23 protein-coding genes and 1 tRNA gene are annotated in these 25,273 nt (G+C 30.9%); 15 read left to right on the top strand and 9 right to left on the bottom strand.

Going from position 1 to position 25,273, the window contains the following annotated elements; translation table 11 throughout:
• Positions 1–99 precede the first annotated feature (99 nt).
• Positions 100–1,596 (top strand): glutamate--tRNA ligase, encoded by a 1,497-nt coding sequence (gltX, locus tag V7P59_RS00835; RefSeq protein ID WP_333807735.1) that lies wholly within the window; start codon positions 100–102, stop codon positions 1,594–1,596.
• A 32-nt stretch (positions 1,597–1,628) separates the two neighbouring features.
• On the opposite strand, the gene V7P59_RS00840 is transcribed toward gltX, so the two are convergent.
• Entirely contained in the window at positions 1,629–2,276 is a 648-nt protein-coding gene (locus tag V7P59_RS00840) for a PorT family protein (RefSeq protein ID WP_333807736.1), read from the bottom strand.
• Between the two features lie 97 nt (positions 2,277–2,373).
• On the opposite strand from V7P59_RS00840, the gene V7P59_RS00845 reads away from it, so the two are divergent.
• Entirely contained in the window at positions 2,374–3,351 is a 978-nt protein-coding gene (locus tag V7P59_RS00845) for an SPFH domain-containing protein (RefSeq protein ID WP_333807738.1), read from the top strand.
• A gap of 428 nt (positions 3,352–3,779) precedes the next feature.
• Here V7P59_RS00845 and V7P59_RS00850 read toward each other — a convergent pair whose 3' ends face one another.
• The gene (locus V7P59_RS00850; RefSeq protein ID WP_333807740.1) at positions 3,780–5,462 is read right to left on the bottom strand and encodes a glutamine--tRNA ligase/YqeY domain fusion protein; all 1,683 of its coding nucleotides are present in this window, start codon (positions 5,460–5,462) and stop codon (positions 3,780–3,782) included.
• A 118-nt stretch (positions 5,463–5,580) separates the two neighbouring features.
• Here V7P59_RS00850 and folB point away from each other — a divergent pair, with 118 nt between their 5' ends.
• On the top strand, positions 5,581–5,940 hold the full coding sequence (gene folB / locus V7P59_RS00855) for a dihydroneopterin aldolase (protein ID WP_333807741.1): 360 nt from the start codon (positions 5,581–5,583) through the stop codon (positions 5,938–5,940).
• Positions 5,941–6,013: 73 nt separating this feature from the next.
• Here the strand turns inward: folB and V7P59_RS00860 are convergent, their stop codons facing one another.
• Positions 6,014–7,933, bottom strand: coding sequence for an LTA synthase family protein (locus V7P59_RS00860; protein ID WP_333807743.1), 1,920 nt, complete (start codon positions 7,931–7,933; stop codon positions 6,014–6,016).
• 123 nt (positions 7,934–8,056) lie between these two features.
• Between V7P59_RS00860 and V7P59_RS00865 the strand changes: the two genes are divergently transcribed.
• Positions 8,057–8,127: transfer RNA gene (locus tag V7P59_RS00865), tRNA-Cys, on the top strand.
• A gap of 281 nt (positions 8,128–8,408) precedes the next feature.
• Here the strand turns inward: V7P59_RS00865 and V7P59_RS00870 are convergent.
• From V7P59_RS00870 to rnr, 3 genes are all read right to left on the bottom strand, one after another.
• Positions 8,409–9,101 carry a LysE family translocator gene (locus tag V7P59_RS00870; RefSeq protein WP_333808098.1) on the bottom strand — a complete coding sequence of 231 codons (693 nt, stop codon included), beginning with the start codon at positions 9,099–9,101 and terminating at the stop codon, positions 8,409–8,411.
• A 97-nt stretch (positions 9,102–9,198) separates the two neighbouring features.
• A complete protein-coding gene (locus tag V7P59_RS00875; protein WP_333807746.1) occupies positions 9,199–9,873 on the bottom strand; it encodes a head GIN domain-containing protein in 675 nt (224 codons plus the stop codon).
• 348 nt (positions 9,874–10,221) lie between these two features.
• Positions 10,222–12,399, bottom strand: a complete 2,178-nt coding sequence (rnr, locus tag V7P59_RS00880) for a ribonuclease R (RefSeq protein WP_333807748.1) — start codon at positions 12,397–12,399, stop codon at positions 10,222–10,224.
• Between the two features lie 124 nt (positions 12,400–12,523).
• On the opposite strand from rnr, the gene V7P59_RS00885 reads away from it, so the two are divergent.
• Positions 12,524–12,760 carry a hypothetical protein gene (locus tag V7P59_RS00885; protein ID WP_333807750.1) on the top strand — a complete coding sequence of 79 codons (237 nt, stop codon included), beginning with the start codon at positions 12,524–12,526 and terminating at the stop codon, positions 12,758–12,760.
• 45 nt (positions 12,761–12,805) lie between these two features.
• Positions 12,806–13,045 carry a DUF2007 domain-containing protein gene (locus tag V7P59_RS00890; protein ID WP_333807752.1) on the top strand — a complete coding sequence of 80 codons (240 nt, stop codon included), beginning with the start codon at positions 12,806–12,808 and terminating at the stop codon, positions 13,043–13,045.
• A gap of 539 nt (positions 13,046–13,584) precedes the next feature.
• Here the strand turns inward: V7P59_RS00890 and V7P59_RS00895 are convergent.
• A complete protein-coding gene (locus V7P59_RS00895) occupies positions 13,585–14,109 on the bottom strand; it encodes a DUF1905 domain-containing protein (protein ID WP_333807754.1) in 525 nt (174 codons plus the stop codon).
• Positions 14,110–14,194: 85 nt separating this feature from the next.
• On the opposite strand from V7P59_RS00895, the gene rpiB reads away from it, so the two are divergent.
• Together rpiB and V7P59_RS00905 are read left to right on the top strand one after the other, a co-directional pair.
• Positions 14,195–14,626: a ribose 5-phosphate isomerase B gene (rpiB, locus tag V7P59_RS00900; protein ID WP_333807756.1), complete on the top strand. Its 432-nt coding sequence runs from the start codon at positions 14,195–14,197 to the stop codon at positions 14,624–14,626.
• 24 nt (positions 14,627–14,650) lie between these two features.
• Positions 14,651–15,484, top strand: coding sequence for an NAD(P)H-hydrate dehydratase (locus V7P59_RS00905; RefSeq protein WP_333807758.1), 834 nt, complete (start codon positions 14,651–14,653; stop codon positions 15,482–15,484).
• Here V7P59_RS00905 and V7P59_RS00910 read toward each other — a convergent pair.
• On the bottom strand, positions 15,449–15,721 hold the full coding sequence (locus V7P59_RS00910; protein ID WP_333807760.1) for a DUF1294 domain-containing protein: 273 nt from the start codon (positions 15,719–15,721) through the stop codon (positions 15,449–15,451). The two genes, V7P59_RS00905 and V7P59_RS00910, sit on opposite strands and share 36 nt — an antisense overlap.
• Before the next feature lie 54 nt (positions 15,722–15,775).
• Between V7P59_RS00910 and V7P59_RS00915 the strand changes: the two genes are divergently transcribed.
• Positions 15,776–17,902 (top strand): Tex family protein, encoded by a 2,127-nt coding sequence (locus V7P59_RS00915; protein ID WP_333807762.1) that lies wholly within the window; start codon positions 15,776–15,778, stop codon positions 17,900–17,902.
• A gap of 115 nt (positions 17,903–18,017) precedes the next feature.
• Here V7P59_RS00915 and tatA read toward each other — a convergent pair whose 3' ends face one another.
• Positions 18,018–18,224, bottom strand: a complete 207-nt coding sequence (gene tatA, locus V7P59_RS00920) for a twin-arginine translocase TatA/TatE family subunit (protein WP_333807764.1) — start codon at positions 18,222–18,224, stop codon at positions 18,018–18,020.
• A 130-nt stretch (positions 18,225–18,354) separates the two neighbouring features.
• On the opposite strand from tatA, the gene V7P59_RS00925 reads away from it, so the two are divergent.
• Genes V7P59_RS00925 through rfbB form a run of 6 tightly spaced genes read left to right on the top strand, consistent with a single transcriptional unit; the run spans position 18,355 to position 25,255 of the window.
• Positions 18,355–19,227 carry a murein hydrolase activator EnvC family protein gene (locus tag V7P59_RS00925; protein ID WP_333807766.1) on the top strand — a complete coding sequence of 291 codons (873 nt, stop codon included), beginning with the start codon at positions 18,355–18,357 and terminating at the stop codon, positions 19,225–19,227.
• Between the two features lies 1 nt (position 19,228).
• Complete coding sequence (locus tag V7P59_RS00930; protein ID WP_333807768.1) at positions 19,229–20,719, top strand: GH3 auxin-responsive promoter family protein; 1,491 nt, start codon at positions 19,229–19,231, stop codon at positions 20,717–20,719.
• Positions 20,720–20,721: 2 nt separating this feature from the next.
• Positions 20,722–21,546: a carboxypeptidase-like regulatory domain-containing protein gene (locus tag V7P59_RS00935; RefSeq protein WP_333807770.1), complete on the top strand. Its 825-nt coding sequence runs from the start codon at positions 20,722–20,724 to the stop codon at positions 21,544–21,546.
• A gap of 41 nt (positions 21,547–21,587) precedes the next feature.
• Positions 21,588–23,279, top strand: coding sequence for a DUF6909 family protein (locus tag V7P59_RS00940; RefSeq protein ID WP_333807772.1), 1,692 nt, complete (start codon positions 21,588–21,590; stop codon positions 23,277–23,279).
• Between the two features lie 6 nt (positions 23,280–23,285).
• Entirely contained in the window at positions 23,286–24,242 is a 957-nt protein-coding gene (locus V7P59_RS00945; protein ID WP_333807774.1) for a hypothetical protein, read from the top strand.
• Complete coding sequence (gene rfbB, locus V7P59_RS00950; RefSeq protein WP_333807776.1) at positions 24,242–25,255, top strand: dTDP-glucose 4,6-dehydratase; 1,014 nt, start codon at positions 24,242–24,244, stop codon at positions 25,253–25,255. Before V7P59_RS00945 ends, rfbB begins: the two co-directional genes overlap by 1 nt.
• Positions 25,256–25,273: the final 18 nt, after the last annotated feature.

The raw sequence follows: 25,273 nt of genomic DNA on the forward strand, positions 1-25,273 counted from the left end.
AACATTTGTAACTTTGGATTGTTAATAACCTAATGATTTTCTAAAATCTAAATTCTTACTTCTAATTTGTAATCGTATCTTTGCGCAAAATTTAATGAAATGTCAGTAAGAGTAAGATTTGCACCAAGTCCAACAGGACCTTTGCATATTGGTGGTGTTCGTACCGCTTTATTCAATTATTTATTTGCCAAAAAACATGGTGGTACTTTCTATTTACGAATTGAAGATACCGATCAAACGCGTTTTGTTCCAGGAGCAGAAGCTTATATTTTTGAAGCTTTAGAATGGTTAGGAATTGCGCCAGATGAAACCGTTGGAAAAAATGAAAAATTTGGACCTTATCGTCAAAGTGAACGCAAAGCAATGTACCAACAATATGCAGACCAATTGATTAATTCGGGTTGGGCGTATTATGCTTTTGATTCGGCTGAAAGTTTAGATGCGATGCGAAAAGAAGCTGAAGCGAATGGAAAAACGTTTATTTATAATCATTCGGTAAGAGAGCATTTGGATAATTCATTGACGGTTTCACGTGAAAAAGTGGAAGAGCGAATTGCGAATGGAGAACATTATGTTATTCGTTTTAAAACACCTGTGAATGAAATTTTAGAATTAAAAGACATCATTCGTGGTGACATTAAATTTGATACCAACTTATTAGACGATAAAGTTTTATTCAAATCAGATGGAATGCCAACATACCATTTAGCGAATATTGTGGATGACCATTTGATGGAAACTTCGCATGTGATTCGTGGTGAAGAATGGTTACCAAGTTTGCCTTTACACGTTTTATTATATAAAGCCTTTGGATGGAAAGCACCAGAATTTGCTCATTTACCTTTGATTTTAAAACCAATTGGAAACGGAAAATTATCAAAACGTGATGGTGATAAAATGGGATTCCCAGTATTTCCTTTAGAATGGAAAACGGAAGAAGGCGTTTCATCAGGATATAGAGAAAACGGATTTTTCCCTGAAGCAGTTATCAACTTTTTAGCGTTATTAGGCTGGAACGATGGAACCGAACAAGAGATTTTTTCATTAGAAGAATTGGTACAAAAATTTGATTTAAACCGAATCCACAAAGCAGGAGCGAAGTTTGACCCAGAGAAAAACAAATGGTTTAATCATCAGTATTTACAAAAGCAAAGTGATGCAAGTTTAGCAGAAAGCTTTAAAGCTATTTTAAATAAAAAAGGAATCTCGACTTCGCTCGATTTGACAAAAGTGGTTTCTTTAATTAAAGAAAGAGCGAATTTCGTAACAGAATTTTGGGATTTAGCGGATTATTTCTTTGAAGCTCCAACATCATACGACGAAAAAGCGGCTAAAAACTGGAAAGAGGAAACACCAGGTTTAATGCAACAAGTGATTTCGGAATTACAAAAGATTGAAGATTTTACTTCAGCTAATATCGAAACCTTATTAAAAGAATGGATGACAGCAAACGAAATTGGAATGGGGAAAGTAATGCAACCGTTACGATTGAGTTTAGTAGGAGCGCTTAAAGGCCCACATTTATTTGACATCATCGAAATGATAGGAAAAGCCGAGACGGTGAAAAGAATAGAAAAAGCGATTGCTAGTTTATAAAAGAAAAGCCCTGATAATTCAGGGCTTTTTTATTAAAGATATATCGTAATCTGGCCACTAATCAAACCAATATTTCCTTTCATTTTTTCGCCCAGTAACTTAACGTTATCGTTATTTTTTAAGTTTCCGAAGAAGTTGGTTAAACCATATTGATAGCCAATTCTTGCTCGTACATTTTTAAAACCACCATTAATTCCAATATAGAAATTGGCATTTATTTTTGAAACATCAACAATGTCTTTGGCAATTAAACCAGGCTGGTCTAACAACGAATTATTTTCGTCATCCTTATCAACTCCTAATTTACCATTAACTTGTAATACTGGACCAAACTCTAAGTTCAAATGATCTTCAATAAAAACATAACTCGGCACAATATAAATTTGAACTGCCGACAATTTGAAATTCGTTTGCGTTTGTTGCAACCCTTTTAATGTTGGAATTGAAAAATTACTATCTGTAAAAAACATACCATAACTCATTTGCCAGTTGTTGTAATAGTTTCCTCTAACACTTAATCCACCAATCCATCCATTTTCTGGAGTTACGGTAAAATTATTAGTATAAATATTTAATTGTGTTAAACCAGCACCAATACCAATTCGGTTACTGTCTTTATAACCGCGTTGCGCTACTGTAACTGTTGAAATCATAAGGAGGATAAAAGCTAATTTCTTCATCTATAAAAATTTATGCGCCAAAAGTAAACTTAAAAATTGGTTTTTGTAACTTTTTACTTTAAAAAGCGTATAATCATTATAACTAAAACTATAAATTATGGATTTTATCATGTTCCCTCTTATTTTCATTGGATTAATTGTCCTTTTATCTTCTTTTTTTACTGTAAAACAACAAACTGTAGTGGTTGTGGAACGTTTTGGAAAATTTCAAAGCTTAAGAAATTCGGGTTTACAGCTTAAAATTCCAATTGTGGATAGAATTGCAGGACGCGTTAATCTGAGAATTCAACAATTAGATGTTATCATCGAAACCAAAACTAAAGATAACGTATTCGTTAAAATGAAAGTTTCGGTACAGTTTAAAGTATTACAAGAAAAAGCATACGAAGCCTTTTATAAATTAGAATATCCTCACGACCAAATCACGTCTTATGTATTTGACGTAGTGCGTGCTGAAGTTCCAAAATTAAAATTAGACGACGTTTTCGAAAGAAAAGATGACATTGCAATTGCAGTAAAACGTGAGTTAAACGAAGCAATGACAACTTATGGATATGACATTATCAATACGTTAATTACAGATATTGATCCAGATATTCAAGTTAAAAATGCGATGAACCGAATTAACGCGGCTGACCGTGAAAAAACAGCTGCAGAATATGAAGCAGAAGCTGGAAGAATCAGAATTGTAGCAAAAGCAAAAGCAGAAGCAGAAAGTAAAAGACTTCAAGGTCAAGGTATTGCCGACCAAAGAAGAGAAATTGCTCGTGGTTTAGTAGAATCGGTTGATGTATTAAACAAAGTGGGAATTAATTCTCAAGAAGCTTCGGCTTTAATCGTTGTGACACAACATTATGATACCTTACAAGCAATTGGTGCTGATGCGAATAGTAATTTAATTTTATTACCTAATTCACCTCAAGCTGGAAGTGACATGTTGAACAACATGGTAGCAAGTTTTACGGCAAGTAACCAAGTAGGCGAAGCGATGAAAAATGCTCAAAAAACAAAAAAAGTAAATAAGAAAAATACTTCTAATGAAAATTTCGGAATTGAAGATTCAGAAGAAGCATAATAAAATTATCAGAACTAATTTCAAAACCATCAATTTTAAATTGGTGGTTTTTTTATGCATAATTGTTAAAAATAAAATCCTGACAGGTTTTTGAAACCTGTCAGGATTGAAATAAGTGATTTTTGAATAAAAACTAAAATAAAGCTATTTCTGACATTTTCAATAGTAAGGATGTAAAAACACTTTAGCGAAAAAAATTATTGCGTTAAAATTAATTTATTAAAGTCATTTTTTTAAGTTTTTATTTATTGAAAATTTTATTTTAATAGTTTTTAATAATAATAGAAAATATAGATGTAGAAGCAAATTAACATCATATAATTTTATTTTTAATAATTAGTAATAAAAAAACCTGCAAAGAAATTTTGCAGGTTTAAATTATTTAAAAAATCTCGACTTCGCTCGATTTGACAAAAATTCTAAAATTTTTATTGTTCTGAAATTTTTGCCCAAGTATCTCTAAGTCCAACTGTTTTATTGAAAACTAATTTTTCTGGTGCTGAATCTCTATCTACACAAAAATAGCCTAAACGTTGAAATTGAAAATGATCTAATTCTTTTGAAGTAACTAAACTTGGTTCTACATAACCTGTAATTACTTTTAATGAATTTGGATTGATATATTCTTTAAAATCAACTTCTTTATCTTTATCTGGACTTTCGTTAGTGAATAATCTGTCATAAATTCGAACTTCAGCTTCTTTTGCATGAGGAATCGAAACCCAATGAATGGTTCCTTTTACTTTTCTTTGACTTGCTTCTGTTCCACTTCCTGATTTAGAATCAACATCGTAAGTAGCGTGAATTTCGGTAATATTTCCGTTTTCATCTTTTACAACTGATTCTCCTTTAATAATATACGCATTTTTCAAGCGTACTTCTGTTCCTAATGTCAAACGGAAAAATTTCTTATGTGCTTCTTCTTGAAAATCTTCTCTTTCGATATATAATTCTTTTGAAAATGGCACTTTTCTGTACGTCATTACTTCTTCTTCAGGATTATTTTCTGCGTCTAACCATTCTTCATTACCTTCAGGATAATTCGTAATTACTAATTTCACAGGATCTAAAACCGCCATTACACGTGGTGCAATTTTATTTAAATCTTCACGAACACAGAATTCTAAAAGCGAAACATCAATCAAATTATCACGTTTTGCAATTCCAATAGTTTTAGCAAAATTTCGGATAGAAGCTGGTGTATAACCACGTCTTCTCATTCCAGAAATCGTTGACATTCTTGGATCATCCCAACCTGTAACATGCTTTTCTTCAACTAATTGCAATAATTTACGTTTAGAAACAACCGTATGAGATAAATTTCTACGCGCAAATTCTCTTTGCTTTGGACGCACTTTTGAACTGTCGTAAATATTATCTAAAAACCAGTCATATAACTCACGATGTGGTAAAAACTCTAATGTACATAACGAATGTGAAATTTGCTCTAAATAATCGCTTTCACCATGCGCCCAATCATACATTGGATATATGCACCAATCATTACCTGTTCTGTGGTGATGTGCATGCATGATACGATACATAATTGGATCACGCATTAACATATTAGGAGATGCCATATCTATTTTAGCACGTAAAACGTAACTTCCATTTGGAAATTCACCGTTTTTCATTCTTTCAAATAAATCTAAATTATCTTCTACAGAACGATTTCTATTTGGACTATTAGTTCCAGGTTGTGTTGGTGTTCCTTTTTGTTTTGCCATCTCTTCAGACGACTGATTATCCACATAAGCTTTCCCTTTTTGGATTAAAACTACCGCCCAATCATACAATTGCTGGAAATAGTCAGAAGCATAACATTCTTTATCCCATTTGAAGCCTAACCATTCTACATCACGCTTGATAGCATCAACATATTCTTGCTCCTCTTTTGAGGGATTGGTATCATCAAAACGAAGGTTAACTGGAGCGTTGTAATCTATTCCTAAACCAAAATTTAAACAAATTGCACTAGCATGACCTACATGCAAATATCCATTTGGTTCTGGTGGAAAACGAAAACGTAATTTATCTGCTGACAAACCATTTTTTAAATCTTCTTCAATGATTTGTTCTATAAAATTCAATGATTTTTCTTCTGTTGACATTGTTTTTTCTATCTTTTATGCAAAGATAGAAAATGTTTAAAGTTTAAAGTTTAAAGTTGATGAAAAAAACAGATAAAAAGGTAGTAACTTTGAACATAAAACCTGAAAGTTAAAATTTATGGGAACTATAAAATTAAATAATATTCGAACTTTTTCTTATCATGGATGTTTGATAGAGGAAGGTAAAATTGGTTCAGATTATCGCGTAGATTTAGAAGTAAAAACAGATTTAAGAAAATCGGCTCAAACTGATGATTTATCAGATACTGTGGATTATGTACATTTAAACAAAATTGTGGTGGAAGAAATGGCTATTCGTTCTAAGTTATTAGAGCATGTTGCCAAACGCATAATTGTTCGCATTTTTGCTGAAATTCCATCAATTTCAAGAATAAAATTAGCGGTTTCAAAATTGAATCCTCCAATTGGTGGTGATGTAGAAGCAGTTACTATTGAAATGGAAGAGTTTAGAAATTAAAAAAAGAATCGGAATTAACATCCGATTCTTTTTTAGATGCTGAAACGAGTTCAGTATGACAATAAAGCTTTTTTTAATCAATTTTATAAACTCTTTTCTTGTACAAATTGCTCGATGCTACAATATGCGCAAGTGCATCTTTAGCTAATTCTTCGTTTAAAGCCACTGGAATTAATTCGGAATCACTTTTAACTTTAAACTGTAACGGTTTGGCATTTGGATTCAAGATAACAATATCATCTTCAACTCTGAAAGCATAAGTTTCATGGAACAACATTATAGTTCTTCCTTTTGTTCCTTTTGGTAATTTTATCAAGTTTCTTCCAGGCATTGGTGTTTTAGTAGTGATTCCTGATAAAGCCAAAACTGTTGATGGAATATCCATTTGGCTTGCTAAATCATCATAGGTAATTCCTTTTTCAACATTAGGTGCAATAATTAAAGCAGGAATATGAAATTTATTTACTGGAACTAAATTTTTGCCATACGTTCTAGTGTTGTGATCGGCAATAACAACAAAAATTGTGTTTTTGTAATAAGCTTCTTTTTTCGCTAATTCGAAGAATTTACCAATAGAAAAATCAGCATATTTCATAGCATTATTAACCGTATTTTTTGGCTGTTCAAATAAATCAATTCTACCATCAGGAAATTCAAATGGTTCGTGATTAGAAGTTGAAAACATCAAAGAAAAGAAAGGTTTGTTCCCTAAGCTTTTGTAATATTCATTTGCTTTAACAGCTAAATCTTCATCGCTGTAACCCCATGTTCCTTTCAAGGCATATTTCTTTCCATCTTTATCAAAATCAGTTTCATCTATGATGTTTTTAAATCCGTTTCCGTTGAAAAAAGAAGCCATATTATCAAAATTAGCCATTCCGCCATAAATAAAACTAGTGTCGTAATTTTGACGCCCAAAAGCATCGGCTAACGTAAAAAAACCTTGTTGAGAACCACTTAATTTTACAATACTTTCAGAAGGATTAGGTAAAAAACCAGCTGTTACTTGTTCAATTCCTCTTACACTTCGAGTTCCAGTACAATATAAATTGGTAAATAATAAACCCTCTTTTGACAATTTATCTAGTTGAGGAGTTAAAGGTAAACCATTTAAACATCCTACATATTCGGCTCCTAAACTTTCTTGTAAAAAGATTACAACATTGTATTTTGGTTGTGGTTCATCTGGTTTTTGAAGATGTAAAAAAGGAACTTCACCTGGAATAAATTCGGTTACATCCATATATTTTTTTACACGAGCATAAGCTTCTAATTCGTCCATTTTACCGTATTTTTTAACATCGCCTTCATTCTTAATTGAATAAGCAGCAAAAGCAACAGTATAAAGGGAATTTAATCCTAATGAATTTGTCATTTGATCTGAACAAAATATAGCATTACTAGCATTTATTGGACGTTTAGAAGTTAAACTACCTCTAGCACCAAAAAACAAAAAGAAAGCAACTATAGGAAATAAAAACAGTTTGGTTTTATAAGCACTATCCAACGGATAAAATATCTTTTTACCATGTTTGAAAGCAAAAAATAAAGCAATACCAAGTAGAATAGTAGTGACAATTAAAGAAGGTAAATAACTTTTTATTAAAGTTCCCACCACTTCTTTTGGATAAATTAAATAATCTAAAAACAAGCGATTTGGACGTGTATCATATTGATTAATAAAATCTAATGTTGATAATTCCATTAACAGAAACAAGAACAAAAAGAAAATAAAGTAAAAATTGAAGAATTTTTTAAAGTATTTTAAAACCGAATCTGGAAGTAAAGAAAGCAAAGCCGCTGGTAAAAAAGCAATATAACTCAACAGAATTAAATCGAAACGGAGACCAATTAAGAATAATTGACCATATTCTGGATTGGCTACAACGCGTTCTTTAAAAACAAAAAATAAAAGAATTCTACTAATAGTAGTAATACATAAACCGATTAAGAAAAAACTAAATATGGGTTTTAAGTAACGTAAATTCTTCATAATTAATCAACTATTTGTTTTGGGCAAAATTAAACTTTAAAAGTAAATATTTGTACTTAATAAATGCTTAATATTTTTGGAAAAGAGGAAATAAAATGTAAATTTGCAGTCCGTTCAAACAATGGCGTCGTGGCCGAGCGGCTAGGCAGCGGTCTGCAAAACCGTCTACCCCGGTTCGAATCCGGGCGATGCCTCTAAAACCTTCAAGGAAACTTGGAGGTTTTTTTTATGGATAATTTTTAGAAAAAATAATTAAAAGATATATCGAATCCAGGCAATGCCTCAAAAGAGTTACTAGAAATAGTAGCTCTTTTTTTGTTTAATTTTTTAAAGAAAATTATTAAAGATATTCCGTTCTGAAGCTTCGGAATATTCTTTTAAAACCTTCTAAGGAACTAGGAGGTTTTTTATTTTAAATATTAGAAAAAAATAATTATTTACTAAAACGAGTGAAAGATAATAAACATTGAAAATATTATTCAGAAACTGCAGTATCAGGCAACAACTTATTGGTGATCATTTCTTTTTCTTTTGGGAAGAAACCTTGAAGGATAAAAAACAATCCGAAAATTAAAATTACTACACTAATTACACGTTTGATTTTGTAAATGTTAATTGGTGTTAATCTATGTTTTAGTTGTTTTGCTAATAGAATTTTTGCTACATCAAAAGCTAAATAAAAGAATAAAATAGCAGCAAAAAAGATAGAAATTCGAGAAGTATTCATTTCCATTTGTGGTCCGTAAGTAATGATAATCATCATCCAAAAACCTAATACTCCAATGTTGATGAAATTCAATAAAAAACCTTTGAAAAATAAAGCGAAATAGTTCTTTTTAGGAATGTTATCATCGTCTTGTTCTATTTCTTGTTTTTTTTGAAAATTTCGTTTCAGCATAATAAACGAGATCAATCCGTAAGCCAACATGATAATTCCTCCAATAACAAACAAAGTTGGATTATCTTTAAGTTGTTCTAAAAGTTGATTTGTACTTAAATATGCGATAAGGATGAAAATAATATCACCAAATACAATTCCTAAATCAAAAGTAAATGCTGCTCTAAAACCTTTAGTAATACTGGTTTCTAATAATACAAAAAAACCAGGACCAATTGAAAAAGCTAACAAAAGGCCCCAAGGAATTGCGGTAAGTATATCTTGTAAAATCAAGTGTTCAGTATTCATTTATTAGTGTTCAGTGCATTTAATAAAAAACGAATTTACGAAAAAAATCTGCCAACTTAAAACTGAACACTGATTACTATTATTTAGCTTGCTCAATAGTTCCACCAGCTATTTTCTTTTCGTTGATTTGTTTTGGTTTACCATAAATTTTGATCTCACCGCCAGCTCTTGTTTTAGCATCTACAAAATCTGTTGCATATACTTGAGCTATTCCACCAGCATTTACAGTAACAACCGTCTGTTGGGTTTTACAATCTTGACCATCATATTTTCCACCAGAATTGGATAAAATATCTTGGTTTTTAACTGATCCTTTCGTAGTTACAACACTTCCTTGTGAAACTCGAACTTGTAATCTATCGGCTTGTAAATTAGTTAGTTTAATTTCAGAACCTTCTTTACAAATAATATTAAAATTAATTGCAGAAATTTCATCTTTGGATGCAATTCTACTACCTTCATTTGCTTCTACAGCATCTAATTTTTTATAATAAACGGTTGCAGATACATCATCACCACTTAACATTTTAGTTAAAGGCATTCTGATTTTTAATTCACCATTTTTGTTTACCAATTCCACTTCTTGAGAGTTGGCACCACTTAAAACGACTTTATTTTCAGTTGAAGCCACCAAGTTGACATCAATTTTATCAAAAGCGGTTACTTTGGTAAAATCACCAACTTGTTTTTCAGTTTGAGCTATTCCAAAGGAAAAGATGGAACAGGTTATAAAGGTTAAAAATTTATTTTTCATGGTATTTTTAATTTATTTATTGTAATAAAAAGTATAAATTGATATTAAAATAATTATTTCTAAAAGGTTTATAATCAATCGATTTTTAATTAATTTTTTAAAAATATAATCAAGGAAAAGTAAAATAAGTATCACAATTAAAAATTGAATCTTAAATTCTAAAATTTCATATAAAGAAATTTTATTAAAATTAAATTCTCGCCAAACTAAATGTATTGTGATTACAAAAAGTAATAAATAAATAACACTAAAAACTGAAATATTCCTATTTATATATTCAACTACTTTCATATTTTATAAATACCTACAAGGGTTTAAAAACCTTGCAGGATAACAAATTATTATAAACTATTCATTCTTTCTCAAATAATGAAAATCTAATTGTTTTTTCACTAAATCAGCATTTTTTACTTTAACGTAAACTTCATCGCCTAATTGTATGATGTTTTTTGAAACTTCACCTACCAAAGCATATTGTTTGTCATCAAACGTGTAATAATCATCTTTTATTTCACGAATTCTAACCATTCCTTCGCATTTATTTTCAATGATTTCTACATAAATTCCCCATTCGGTAACACCAGAAACTACACCTAAAAACTCTTGATCTTTGTGATCTTGCATGTATTTTACTTGCATGTATTTCACAGAATCTCTTTCAGCATTAGCCGCTAAACTTTCCATATTAGATGAATGCTGGCACTTTTCTTCATACAAATCAGCATCTACACTTTTTCCACCATCTAAATAATGCTGTAACAAACGATGTGCCATAACATCAGGATAACGACGAATAGGTGATGTAAAATGACTGTAATAATCAAACGCTAATCCGTAGTGACCAATATTTTCTGTTGAATACGCTGCTTTACTCATACTTCGAATAGCTAACGTATCTACTAAATTTTGCTCTTTTTTACCTTGAACTTCATTTAATAATTTGTTTAAAGAATTCGAAATTTCTTTTTTCGATTTGAAATTTATTGAATATCCAAACTTAGAAATGACCGATTGTAATCCTATTAATTTATCTTCATTTGGTTCATCATGAATACGATATACAAAGGTTTTCTTTTGTTTTCCAATGAATTCTGCTACTTTTCTGTTTGCTAATAACATGAATTCTTCAATCAAATGATTCGCATCTTTACTTTGTTTGAAATACACACCAACAGGTTCTGCATTCTCATTCAAATTAAATTTTACTTCTACTTTATCAAACGAAATAGCTCCGGCTGCCATTCTTTTTCTTCGAAGAATTTTAGCTAATTCATCCATTTTAAGAGTTGCTTCCACAATTGGTTTTGGAACATGATATTCTTGACCAGTTAATGAAATATGAGCTGGAATAATATCCGATTTTGTTTCTATAATTTCTTGTGCTTCTTCATATGCAAAACGTTGGTCAGAATAGATTACTGTACGTCCAAACCATGCATCCACAACTTCTGCTTTATTATTTAATTGAAAAACTGCTGAAAACGTATATTTTTCTTCATGAGGTCGAAGCGAACAAGCAAAATTAGATAACACTTCTGGAAGCATTGGAACTACTCTATCTACTAAATAAACCGAAGTTGCTCTATTATAAGCCTCTTCATCTAAAATAGTACCTTCTTGCACATAATGTGAAACATCAGCAATATGAACTCCAATTTCGTAATTTCCATTTTCTAAAACTTGAAATGATAACGCATCATCAAAATCTTTAGCATCTTTTGGATCAATTGTAAAGGTTAAAACATCACGCATATCGCGACGTTTTTTAATTTCTTCTTCTGTAATTGAAGTATCCATTTTATTTGCATAAGCTTCTACTTCAATTGGAAAATCATAAGGTAAACCGTATTCTGCTAAAATAGCGTGAATTTCGGTATTATGTTCGCCTGGTTTTCCTAAAACTTTTATTACAGAACCAAAAGGAGAATCCGCTTTTTTAGGCCAATCTTCCATTTTAACTAAAACAACATCACCATGTTCAGCATCACCAATTTTATTTTTTGGAATAAAAATATCGGTATACATTTTAGCATTAGCAGTAGTTACAAAAGCAAAGTTCTTTTGAATATCAATTACTCCAACAAATTCTGTTTTATCGCGTTCTAAAATTTCTAAAACTTCTGCTTCGGGTCTGCGCGAACTTCTTCTGTTATAGATATACGCTTTTACCTTATCACCATCTAAAGCATGATTTAAGTTAATAAACGGAATAAAAACATCATCTTCTAATTCATCACAAACAAAATATCCTGTTTTACGTGACGTCATATCAACAACACCTTCATAATATTCAGCTTTAGAAATAATTTGATATTTTCCTATTTCTGTTTCGTGAATTTTATCTTGTGCTTTTAAAATTTTTAAATCACGAATAATTTCGTTTCTACTTTTGGTATCATTTAATTCTAAAATAGCTGCTATTTGTTTGTAATTAAATGATTTAGAAGGTTCTTTTGAAAGTATTTTAAATATTTGTGCAGTAAAATCTTTTGGTTTCTTTCCTAATTTTTTTTGTTTCTTACTCATTGTATCTTTTCTAAATTATCGTTGAAAGTTACGAAATTGTTGCAAGTAAATAGTAAGAAGCTCTAACTTTTAATGAAAAAATAACTTTTCGTATATTTGTATAATAACGAAAAATGAAAAGGATATGAATGATTTTGTAGTAGTTGCTATTTTTAACAACCAAAAAGAAACAATGAAATTAAGAAGTGTATTGGAACGAAAAAAAATTCCCTACATTATTCAAGATGAAACCGTAGTCTCTGTTGATCCATTACAAAGTATAGGTTTTGGAAACATTACTTTGAAAGTAGAAAAACAAAATACAGAACTAGTAAAAAAAATACTAGTTGATCTAAAAAAAGAAAAATTTATTATTCAATAAAAACATTAGGATTTACTCATAGTGAATCCTTTTTTATTTCATTTTATGGAAAACTTTATAACCGTTGCTATTTTTAACTACCAACACGAAACTTTAATTATTAAAAACTTATTAGAACAAGAAGGCATTGCTTATTTTTTTGAAAACGAAACTATTGTAGGAATAGATCCTTTTGCTACAATTGCCTATGGCGGAATCAAATTAAAAGTACATCCAAACGATGAAGCAACGGTAAAAGAAATTTTAAAAAAACTAAACGAAGATGATCATTTAAAAATTGTTTAATTTTTAAAAGCTGAAAGTTTTCAACATATATTAAAAACAACAAAAAATATTTTTAATTAAAATTTAATTTATGATAGTTATTATAGCGTGTTAATATGTGGAATAAGTTTTTTAATAAAACCTTTTTTTAAAAGTTATTCTAAGTTATACAAACTAATTAACAATGATATTTTTCTTTAATGAATTGAAAATCTTAGTTATTTTATTTTTAAATTTCTACTTATTAACAACTGTTGAAATTAAGTTTTAGTATAAAATTGTAAATAAGTTTACTTGTTAATTAATGTTAATAAATCATAAAAAAGTATTGATAATTTTCAAACAAAAAATAATAACTCTAGTTGATTTTTTCATTTCAATTTTTGATTACAAATTTTTTTAATACCACCTAAAAAAACTTCTAAATTTCTATCTAAAGTTGTTAACAATAATTGTTAAATTAAGATTACCTGATTATCAATGATTTGCACTAAGTAGTTAACATTTAATAAAAATAAGATAGAAAAAATAAATACTCTATTGATTTTTAATGAAATACATTAAAATTTCATATTGTTTCGTTGGTTTTTAAAATCTTCTTTTAAAAGTTCAAAATCTATTTTTCCTTTTGTTTTTTTTAGATGTTCTAAAATCACAAAACTGCGTTCAATTTTTAAATTAGTACTTTTTATTTTATTAATAATATGAATAAGAGTTCGTTGGGCTCCAGGAGTTAATTTATGGAATAAAACACTTCCATCAGGATCATGATATAAAACCTCTTCCATTTCTTCTGAAATAGGCATTCCATATTTTGATTCATCGGGTTGTAGTTCCACTAAAACCGAGTCACCAAGTGATAATTTAGCTTCTTTTAAAACCTCTTTATTTAATAAAATGTAATGAAAGTCTCCTTTTGGAGCCATTGCTCTACTGACAGTAATTTTATTGTTTAGAGTGCATTTTACTCTTTTGTCAGTTGTAATTTTTAGTAATTCTTGATAAATAGCTTCAGGAATTTCTATATAAGGTCCGTGACCTAAACTATTTTCACCAAAAGAGTATATTTTTCCTTGAAATTTCATTTTCACATTATTTTATAAACAAAGCTAATTTAATATAAAACAACAAATGATTACTTTTGTAAAATATATTTAACAACACAACAACATGAAAATTTCAATTGGAAACGACCACGCTGGTCCAGATTATAAAAAAGCAATTGTTGCTTATTTAGAAGAAAACGGACACACTATTTTAAATCATGGAACAGATACTTTTGATAGTGTAGATTACCCTGATTTTGGTCACCCAGTAGCTTACGATGTAGAAAGTAAAAAAGCCGATTTAGGAATCGTAATTTGCGGTTCAGGAAACGGAATTGCTATGACTGCTAACAAACATCAAGATATTCGTGCGGCTTTATGTTGGACGAAAGAAATTGCTGCTTTAGCACGCCAACATAATGATGCTAATATTATTAGTATTCCAGCTCGTTACACTTCTATTCAGCAAGCTGTTGAAATGGTAGACACATTTTTAAATACCCCATTTGAAGGCGGTAGACACGCTAATCGCGTAAAAAAAATCGCTTGTAAATAACCAATAATCTTAAAATCAATTCAAATGGAACTCATAAAATTAGATTTGAATTGTATTAAAAACATTTATAAAAAGCGACCATGTGATTCTCACAAAGGAACCCATGGTCATGCTTTATTAATTGCGGGAAGCTCAGATAAAATGGGAGCTGCTATTATTGCTTCGAAAGCTTGCTTGCGTTCTAGTGTTGGGTTATTAACTGTAGCTTTTTATCCTGAAAATAAAAATGTTCTTTTCAATTCGATTCCCGAAGCAATGTATGCCAATTCTTGTGTGATGAATGATTTGTCACCATTTAATGCTATCGGAATTGGTCCTGGAATTGGAGTTGATGAAATTAGTCTGCAATACATTTATGAATTGTACGAAAATAAACTTCCTGTTGTTTTTGATGCCGATGCATTGAATTTAATTTCGAAATATAAAATCGATTGGAATAATTTTAATTTTCCATTTATTATAACACCACATCCAAAAGAATTTGACCGTTTATTTGGTGAACACAATTCAGAATCTGAAAGAAGAAATACAGCCATCCAAAAAGCCAAAGAACTAAATGGTGTGATTGTTTTAAAAGGATATAAAACCTTTATTACAGATGGAACTCACACTTTTGAAAACACTACTGGAAATTCAGGTTTAGCAAAAGGTGGTTCAGGTGATGCGTTAACAGGTATGATTACTTCATTTTTAGCACAAGGTTATACTACTTTAGAGGCGACTAAATTAGGTGTTTATCTTCACGGATTAGCAGCTGAAATTACACTTCAAACACAAAGCGAAGAAAGTATGTTAATAACAGATGTTATTGAAAATATAGGTTTAGCTTTTAAACTTTTGAATTCCGAAATACAATAAAACAACCTGAAATATCGCAATTGCGTAGAAACTCAAAATAAAAGAAAACTTATTGGTTTTGTGTTTGAAAAGATACATGCTTAAAATCCCACCAATAGTTCCACCAATACCAGCTAATAATAGTAAATTGAATTCCGAAATGCGTCTTTTATTATTTTTAGCTTGCCATTTATCGTAACCATAAGTTAAAAAATAAAGGCTGTTTATCACAATTAAATAAATAAATAGTACTTCCAAAAGCTAAGAATTTTGTCCAAAGATAGTATTTTAGCAGTTCAATTTTTATTTACAATGACTAACATTCAATTCATTCAAAACCAAACCAACATTGCTCCAAAAAGCATTGAAGCTACTATAAAATTACTTTCTGAAGATTGTACCATTCCGTTTATTTCGCGTTACCGAAAAGACCAAACTGGAAATTTAGATGAGGTTCAAATCGAAGCTATTTCGAAATTAAACAAGCAATTTGATGAAATCATTAAGCGCAAAGAAAGCATTCTAAAATCGATTGAAGAGCAAAATGCGCTTTCACCAGAATTGAAATCCAAAATTGAAAACAGTTTCGATTTACAGGAGTTGGAAGACTTCTATTTACCCTATAAAAAGAAGAAAAAAACCAAAGCCGATGTCGCTCGTGAAAACGGATTAGAACCGTTGGCAAAAATCATCATGAGTCAAAAAAATGATGATATTGAGTTTTTAGCATCGAAATATTTGAATGCGAATGTTAAAAACGAAGACGAAGCCTTACAAGGTGCTCGCGATATCATTGCCGAATGGATTAATGAAAACATTTTTATTCGTAAAAATTTACGTCGCTTATTCCAACGAAAAGCTGAAATTTCAACGAAAGTCGTTAAAACTAAAAAGGATGACGAAGCGGCTCAAAAATTTTCCCAATATTTCGATTGGGCAGAACCGATTTCCAAAGCGCCATCGCATCGTTTGTTAGCCATGTTGCGTGCCGAAGCGGAAGGTTTTGTGAAGTTAAATGTTGAAGTTGAAAAAGAAGAAGCGCTAGATTTTATCGAAGAGAATATCATCAAAAATAAAAATTCGGACGCAACCGAACATTTAGAATTAGCGATAAAAGACAGCTACAAACGTTTGTTAGAACCCGCTATTTCAAACGAAACCTTACAAGAAGCAAAAGCAAAAGCCGATATTAAAGCGATTGATGTGTTTTCCGAAAATTTACGTCAGTTGTTGTTGGCGCCACCATTAGGTGAAAAACGAATTTTGGCCATCGACCCAGGTTATAGAACGGGTTGTAAAGTGGTTTGTTTGGATGAAAAAGGTGATTTATTGAATAATGAAACCATTTATCCTCACGCACCACAGAATGATACTGCTATGGCAATGAAAAAAATTCGTTCGATGGTGAATGCGTATAACATTGAAGCCATTTCTATCGGAAACGGAACCGCTTCTCGTGAAACGGAATTTTTTATTAAAAAAATCGCTTTTGATAAACCTGTTCAGGTCTTTGTGGTTTCGGAAGCAGGCGCATCGGTGTATTCTGCGAGTAAAATTGCGCGTGAAGAATTTCCAAATTACGATGTAACCGTTCGTGGTTCGGTTTCCATTGGAAGAAGATTAAGTGACCCATTGGCAGAATTGGTGAAAATTGATCCAAAATCCATCGGAGTTGGACAATATCAGCACGATGTGGATCAAACCAAACTGCAATCTGCTTTAGACAGCACCGTAATGAGTTGCGTGAATTCTGTTGGGATTAACATCAATACTGCTAGTAAATCGTTGTTGAGCTATGTATCAGGAATTGGTGAAAAAATGGCGGAAAATATTGTTACCTATCGTTCGGAAAATGGACCTTTTGAAGATAGAAAGCAACTGAAAAAAGTACCACGTTTAGGCGAAAAAGCGTACCAACAAGCAGCAGCTTTCATCAGAATTCGCGATGGAAAAAATCCGTTAGATAATTCGGCTGTTCACCCAGAAGCCTATCCCATTGTAGAAAAAATGGCAAAAGATTTGGGCATAAAAACCAATGAATTAATCGCCAATAAAGAAAAAATCGCGCAAATAAAACCTGAAAATTACATCACATCTGAAATCGGAATTTTAACGTTAAAAGACATTTTAAAAGAGTTAGAAAAACCAGGTTTAGACCCAAGAAAAGCGGCAAAAATTTTCGAATTCGATCCAAATGTTCGCTCTATTTCCGATTTAAAAACCGGCATGATTTTACCCGGAATTGTGAATAACATTACTGCCTTTGGTTGTTTTGTAGATTTAGGAATCAAAGAAAGTGGTTTGGTTCACATTTCGCAATTAAAAGAAGGTTATGTTTCGGATGTAAACGAAGTGGTAAAAATGCACCAACATGTACAAGTAAAAGTCGTTGAAGTGGACGAATCTAGAAAGAGAATTCAGTTGACGATGATATTGTAATTCCACCCTTTTAGTGGATGTTAAAAAAAACCCCAAACTTTTAATTCTGAAATAACCCCGAAGTTTCGGGACAGAATGACAAAAAGTTTGGGATTTTAAATATTGAAAAGAAAAATTATTCTTTTTCTTTTGTTTCTTCTTCTTTTTTAGAATTTGCAGGTTGGTCGTCTTTCATTGCGTTTTTAAACTCTTTAACACCACCACCTAAACCTTTCATTAATTCAGGAATTTTTTTACCTCCAAAAAGCAATAAAACAATTGCAATTATTAAAATAACTTGTGGTGCTCCAATTACTCCTAAAAATATAGCTAATGCATTCATGATTTCATAAATTTAAAGTACAAAGATATAAAGAAATTAACAAATGATTAATTTTTAACTATTTATTATGCTATTACAATTTACAAACCCGTTGTATTTAGTATATTTGTGTAATTAATATGTTTTAAAAATGGCTAATAAAAGGCTAAAAAGACAACTTTTATTAAGAAAATTATTCAACAAGAGAAGGTTAGTTATTCTTAACGAAGACACTTTTGAAGAAACTTTTTCATTAAAATTAAATTTAATGAATGTTTTTGTTGTGGCAACTGTTGGAGCTATATCTATTATTTTTATTACCACTTATATAATTGCTTTTACACCTTTAAGAGAGTACATTCCAGGGTATGCTTCTTCAAAATTGAAACAAGATGCTATGGAAATGGCCATAAAATCAGATTCACTTGAAAAATCGGTAAAAATTAACAATGCTTATATTGCTTCTATAAAAAAGGTGCTTACAGGCGATTTAGAATACGCAAAATTGAATAAAGATTCAATCAAAGCATTAGATGTTTCGGAATTTGATTTATCCACTCTTTCTCCAACTGAAAAAGAAAAAGAATTACGCGAACAAGTAATAAAAGAAGATAAATACAACGTTTTTGAAACCTCAAAACCAAAGGTTAGTTTTGTACTTTTTCCGCCTGCTCAAGGAACTATTCTACAAAAATATAATGTGGGTAATAAACATTTAGCCGTTACCATTGCGCTTACGAATAATACACCAATCAAAGCGGTAGCAGCTGGAACCATCATTTTTTCCGATTGGACGCCAAGTTCAGGATATGTGGTAATTATTCGTCATAAAGATGATATTTTATCCGTTTACAAAAATGCCGCTTCGGTTACAAAATCGCAAGGAAATATTGTAAGATCAGGCGAAGTTATTGCCCTTGCAGGAAATGCAAATAATGTGCAAAATTCAGGAGCAACATTACATTTTGAATTGTGGAAAGATGGTTTCCCAATTGATCCAACCCAATTTATCAATTTCAATTAACATGTCAGTAAAAGCTTTTGCGGCCAAGTTATTTGCCAAAAGAATTCACGCCAAAACTCAAAAATGGGTCCATAATCCAATTGAAACCCAACAAAAAGTGTTTCAAGAATTAATCAATGAAGCGGCTCAAACACAATTTGGAAAAGACCACAATTTTAGTTCGATAAAAAATCATTCCAATTTTGTTCAAAAAGTTCCTGTTCGAGATTATGAAGGGTTGAAACACTATGTAGATAAAGTCTTAAAAGGCGAAGAAAATGTACTTTGGAAGGGAAAACCACTATATTTTGCTAAAACTTCTGGAACTACATCGGGTGCCAAATATATTCCGTTGACAAAAGAATCAATGCCGTTTCACATTCAAGCGGCTCGAAATGCGATTTTAAGTTACATTCACGAAACTGGAAAAGCTGCTTTTGTATCAGGAAAAATGATTTTCTTGCAAGGAAGTCCCATTTTAGAAGAAAAAAACGGCATCAAACTCGGAAGATTATCCGGAATCGTTGCACATTTTGTTCCGAAATATTTACAAAAAAACCGCATGCCAAGTTGGGAAACCAATTGTATCGAAGATTGGGAAACCAAAGTCAATGCGATTGTAGAAGAAACTATCAAAGAAAACATGACGGTAATTTCGGGGATTCCGTCTTGGGTGCAAATGTATTTTGAGAAATTGAAGGAAAAAGCAAACAAACCAGTTGGTGAAATCTTTAAAAACTTCAATTTGTTCATTTACGGTGGCGTCAATTATGAACCTTATAGAGCGAAGTTCGAAAATTTAATAGGAAGAAAAGTAGATTCTATTGAATTATTTCCCGCTTCGGAAGGCTTTTTCGCTTACCAAGATTCACAGAAAGAAAAAGGAATGTTACTGTTATTGAACTCTGGAATTTTCTACGAATTCATTAAGGCGGATGAATTTTTCACTGAACATCCAAAACGCTACACGATTGGAGAAGTTGAACTAGGCGTAAATTATGTTTTAATTATTTCTACCAACGCCGGACTATGGGCATACAATATTGGCGATACCATTCAGTTTACGAGTTTAAAACCGTATCGTGTCATTGTTTCGGGAAGAATCAAACATTATATCTCGGCTTTTGGCGAACACGTTATTGGAAAAGAAGTCGAATCGGCACTAAAAGAAGCAATGGAAGAAACAGATGTTCGAGTTAATGAATTCACCGTAGCACCACAAATTACACCAACCGAAGGTTTACCTTATCATGAATGGTTTATTGAATTTGAAAATGAACCAACCAATTTAGAAGATTTCGCATTAAAAATCGATGCTGCTATGCGCAAACAAAACGTTTATTATGACGATTTGATTGCAGGTAATGTGCTAAGAACTTTAGTTATTACAAAAGTTCCAAAAAACGGTTTCCAAGAATACATGAAATCGATTGGCAAATTAGGCGGACAAAATAAATTACCAAGACTTTCAAACGATAGAAAAATTGCTCAATTTTTTGAGATAAAAGAATAAAGATGAAAGAAAATAGAGTGATTTGGATTTTTCTTATCGTTACACAATTTGCGTTTTCACAAATTCGCGGTGTGGTCAAAGACAGTATTTCTGGCGAACCCATTCCTTTTGTGAATATTTGGGTAGAGAATGAAACGATTGGAACTACTTCTGAAGCCGACGGTACATTCTTTTTACAAGCTTCAAAAGAGAAAAACATTGTGATTTCGGTTTTAGGATATGAAAGAAAAACGTTGAGAGGAAGTGAAATTTCGGAAGTTTTTTTGAAACCTATGGTTTATGATTTAAGAGATGTGGTGATTTTAAATAAAAAACATACCAAACAAATCGAGATAGGCGATGTCAAAAACGCAATTTTTCAATCGTTTGATAATGGTCCAAAAATTGAAGCTAAGTTTTTCCCTTATCAAGTTTCATACAGTAAAACCAAGTTTATAAAAGAAGTTACCATTTTTACAGATAGTCGTATTGATAATGCTACCATAAAGCTTCATTTCTATAGCGTAGATGAAAATGGCTTTCCAGGTGAAGAATTGTTAACCAAAGATTACGTTGTTACTTTGAAAAAAGGAGTAATTAAACACCGTTTTACTATTTCAGATTTCGATTTGGTTTTCCCTGAAAAAGGAATGTTTGTAGCGTATGAAAAACTGTTTATTGAAAGCAATAAAACAGGTACCAAGTATCAGCCATATGTTTTGTACAATTATGTAGAAAGAGATTTCTTTTACACGTATGCTTACGGAAAATGGAGTAAACAGTCGGGTAATAATTTGGAGAAAATTAGGGTTTATGAACCTTCCATAAATCTGATTTTATCCAACTAAAATAAAAACACTACATTTGTAGGTTAGAAAATATAAAATTAATGAAGGACATTAAGAACATTTCGCGCTCTAGAGCGCAAGAGTCGTCAGCAGCTATTGAACGACTGTACATTACCATGAGACATTTATTTAACAGAGGTTTTTATAAACCAATGGGTGTTTCAGGAGATACTTTAAGAGAAGCTTTATTATCGCTTCGACCTGAAATTTACGGTTCTATTGCCGAAGAAAAAGTAGAACTAAACGGACTTTTATACGTAATTGAACGATTACCAATCGGAATTGAAGAATGCCGTTACATCAATTTAACTTCAGACGAAGGCTATTCGAATTCACACTTTAAAGCTATCGTTCCACCAAAAAGAAGAAGAAATTGTTACCGTATCGATGATGAACAAATGAATGTGGAAATCACGCGAGGACGTTCAGATATTTATGATATTTTAACGCATTTGACTTTCATTTTTATTGAATCTCATAAAATTAAAGATAGAGTTTTAATTGATGATGAAGGTTTAGTTTCACGCGATTGGCAAAAATTAGAATCAGCGGTAAAACAAACAAAAAAATTAAGCTTAATTGACCGCGAAAAAGCGATTTCTCATGCGGCTAACGTTTTAGGAAGAACTTTTGCAGAAGTACAAGATATTTACGATGATTTTGCCACAACTGAAGCTCCAGATCGATTTTTACACGTTGTGTATTGGTTAGGTAAATTAGCTATCGAAGAAGTAATTGACAACAACAAAAGAACCATCACGTTTAGTCCAATTTTAAGAGAACGATTAGGTCATCATATTTATGGGGATATTTGGGCAACCACAATTAAAGACGTTTTATTAAAAAATGATTTAATTGAAAGACCTATTCATATTATTAGCGCTAATATGCATAGTGTAATGAATTCTCTTTTTGCAGAACCTGTTTTAGGAAAAAAATATAAAAACACTCCTGAATTTCAGATATTTGAAGATTTAAGTAGTTCGGCAAATAAAGACTTACGCAAGAAAGTAGAAGAATTTGCGTTAACACAAGGAATGATTTCATTACCCGATACATCAGGAACTAATATAGATGTTCAAATTTTTGATACAGCCAAAATTGATTTCAAGAAAACTATTTTTGCTGAGGCTAAATTAGCGAAAGAAAAACCAGTTATTATTGTAATGGATTACGCTTTTGGTGAACAAGCTTTTGAAACAATTGATGAATTATTGAAACCTTATAAAGTAGAAAAGAAAAACAAAATTTTCTTAAATGTAGAATCGGTTTCCATTATGGGTAAAGCTGGAATTTTAGAAGGGGGAAAAGGCGATATTATGATTCCAAATGCTCATGTTAATGAAGGAACAGCTGACAATTATCCTTTTGAAAATGAGTTAACCAAAGAAATGTTTGAAGGAAATGGAATTCCTGTTTTTGCTGGACCAATGATTACGGTTTTAGGAACATCACTTCAAAACAGAGATTTGTTGAAGTTTTTCCATGAATCAACTTGGCAAGCTATAGGTTTAGAAATGGAAGGAGCATATTATCAAAAAGCAATTCAATCTGCTTCTAAAATTAGAAAAAGCATTAATCCAAATGTAAAAGTTAGATATGCTTATTATGCTTCAGATAATCCATTGGAAACAGGAAGCACATTAGCTTCTGGCGGATTAGGAACCACAGGAGTAAAACCAACGTATTTAATTACTATTAAAATATTAGAGCAAATTTTTAACGTAAAATAAGCATACATGAGTACAAATTCTCAAGATCAAGAAATCGATTTAGGACAAATCGGAACCGGAATTAAGAACTTTTTCAACGGAATAGTCAATTCAATTTTTGATTTTATATTCTTTGTAAGAAAAAAAATAGTAATTATAGGAAGTTTGTTTGTTGTGGGATTAATATTAGGTTTTTTTGTGGATAAAAAAGCCTCATATAAGCAAGAGATTTTTGTGATTCCTAATTTTGGAAGTAATGAGTATTTGTATTCAAAAGTTGCTTTTATAAATTCTAGATTAAAAGAAAATGATGTAGAATTTTTCAAAAGTATAGGTTTAAAAGATTTTAAAAAAATTTCAAATATTGAAATTAAAGCAGTTAATGGAATTTTTGGTTTTGTTAATATGAGAGATAATGCTCAAAATTTTGAGCTGATTAAATTAATGGCTGAGGATGGTAATATTGATCAAATTATTAAAGATGATATTACTAGCAAAAATTATTATTTACATAACATAACCGTTTCAACTTCTGAAAAAGTAACTCAAGAAGATATTATTGAACCACTTTTAGAATATTTTCAAAAAAACAAGTTCTATGAAAAACAACAAATTATTTATAAAGAAAATATTAATAATAAAATCTCTTTTAATGATTCTTTAATAAAACAAATTGATGTTTTAATTGTAAAATTATCTAACAATAATAATGCTAGCAATGTAACCATCTCAGAGAACAGTAGCATCACAAATCTTATTAATAAAAAAGATGAATTAATTAAAGAAACTCAATATTTGAAATTAAACAAGCATGAATATGAAGATATTATAAAGACACAAAATATATCTTTAAACAATATCAGTACTCAAGGTTTAAGCAATAAAATGAAAATATTTTTACCATTTTTATTCGTGTTCTTATATTTCTTTGGATATTGGTTTATGGAGTTATACAAAAAACAATTGGTAAGAATTAAATCATAATGAAACACATATTAGTAACTGGCGGCGCAGGATTTATTGGAGCTAATTTTGTACCGTTTTTTTTAGAAAATAATCCTAATTATCATTTGGTAAACCTAGATTTACTTACTTATGCAGGGAACCTTGATAATGTAAAAGAAGTTGAAAATCATTCAAGATATACCTTTGTACAAGGCGATATTTGTGATAGAAGTTTCATTGAAGAATTATTCCAAAAATACCAATTTCACGATGTAATTCATTTTGCAGCTGAAAGTCATGTGGATAATTCCATTTCAGGTCCCGAAGCCTTTATAAAAACCAATGTTTTAGGAACATTTAATTTGTTAGATACCGCAAGAAAACTTTGGATGTCAGCTCCAAATCAATACAATGCTGGATTTGAAAATGCACGTTTTCACCACGTTTCTACAGATGAGGTTTATGGAACTTTAGGCGAAACGGGTTTGTTTGAAGAAACTACTCCGTATGCTCCAAATAGTCCGTATTCTGCTTCTAAAGCGGGTTCCGATATGATTGTAAGAAGTTATTTTCATACGTATGGAATGAATGTAGTTACTACCAATTGTTCTAATAATTATGGTCCAAAACAACATAACGAAAAGTTAATCCCAACCATCATTCGTAAAGCGATTGCTGGAGAAAATATTCCTATATATGGAGATGGAAAAAATGTTCGTGATTGGTTGTATGTTTTAGATCATTGCAAAGGAATTGAACTAGCTTTCAAAAAAGGAAAAGCAGGTGAAACCTATAATATTGGAGGAAGAAACGAGCGAAACAATTTATATATTGTAGATAAAGTTTGTTCTATTTTAGACGAAATGAAGCCAAAAGCATCAGGAAGTTACAAAGAACAAATTACTTTTGTTAAAGATAGACCAGGTCACGATTTAAGATATGCTATCGATGCTACAAAAATTGAAACGGAATTAGGTTGGAAAGCCGATGAGAATTTCGAATCAGGAATTGTGAAAACAGTGGAATGGTATTTAAAAAAGTTTCAGGTTTAAAGTTATTTTTGTTTCAAG

This window comes from Flavobacterium sp., from assembly GCF_036782315.1.
GTDB lineage: Bacteria > Bacteroidota > Bacteroidia > Flavobacteriales > Flavobacteriaceae > Flavobacterium.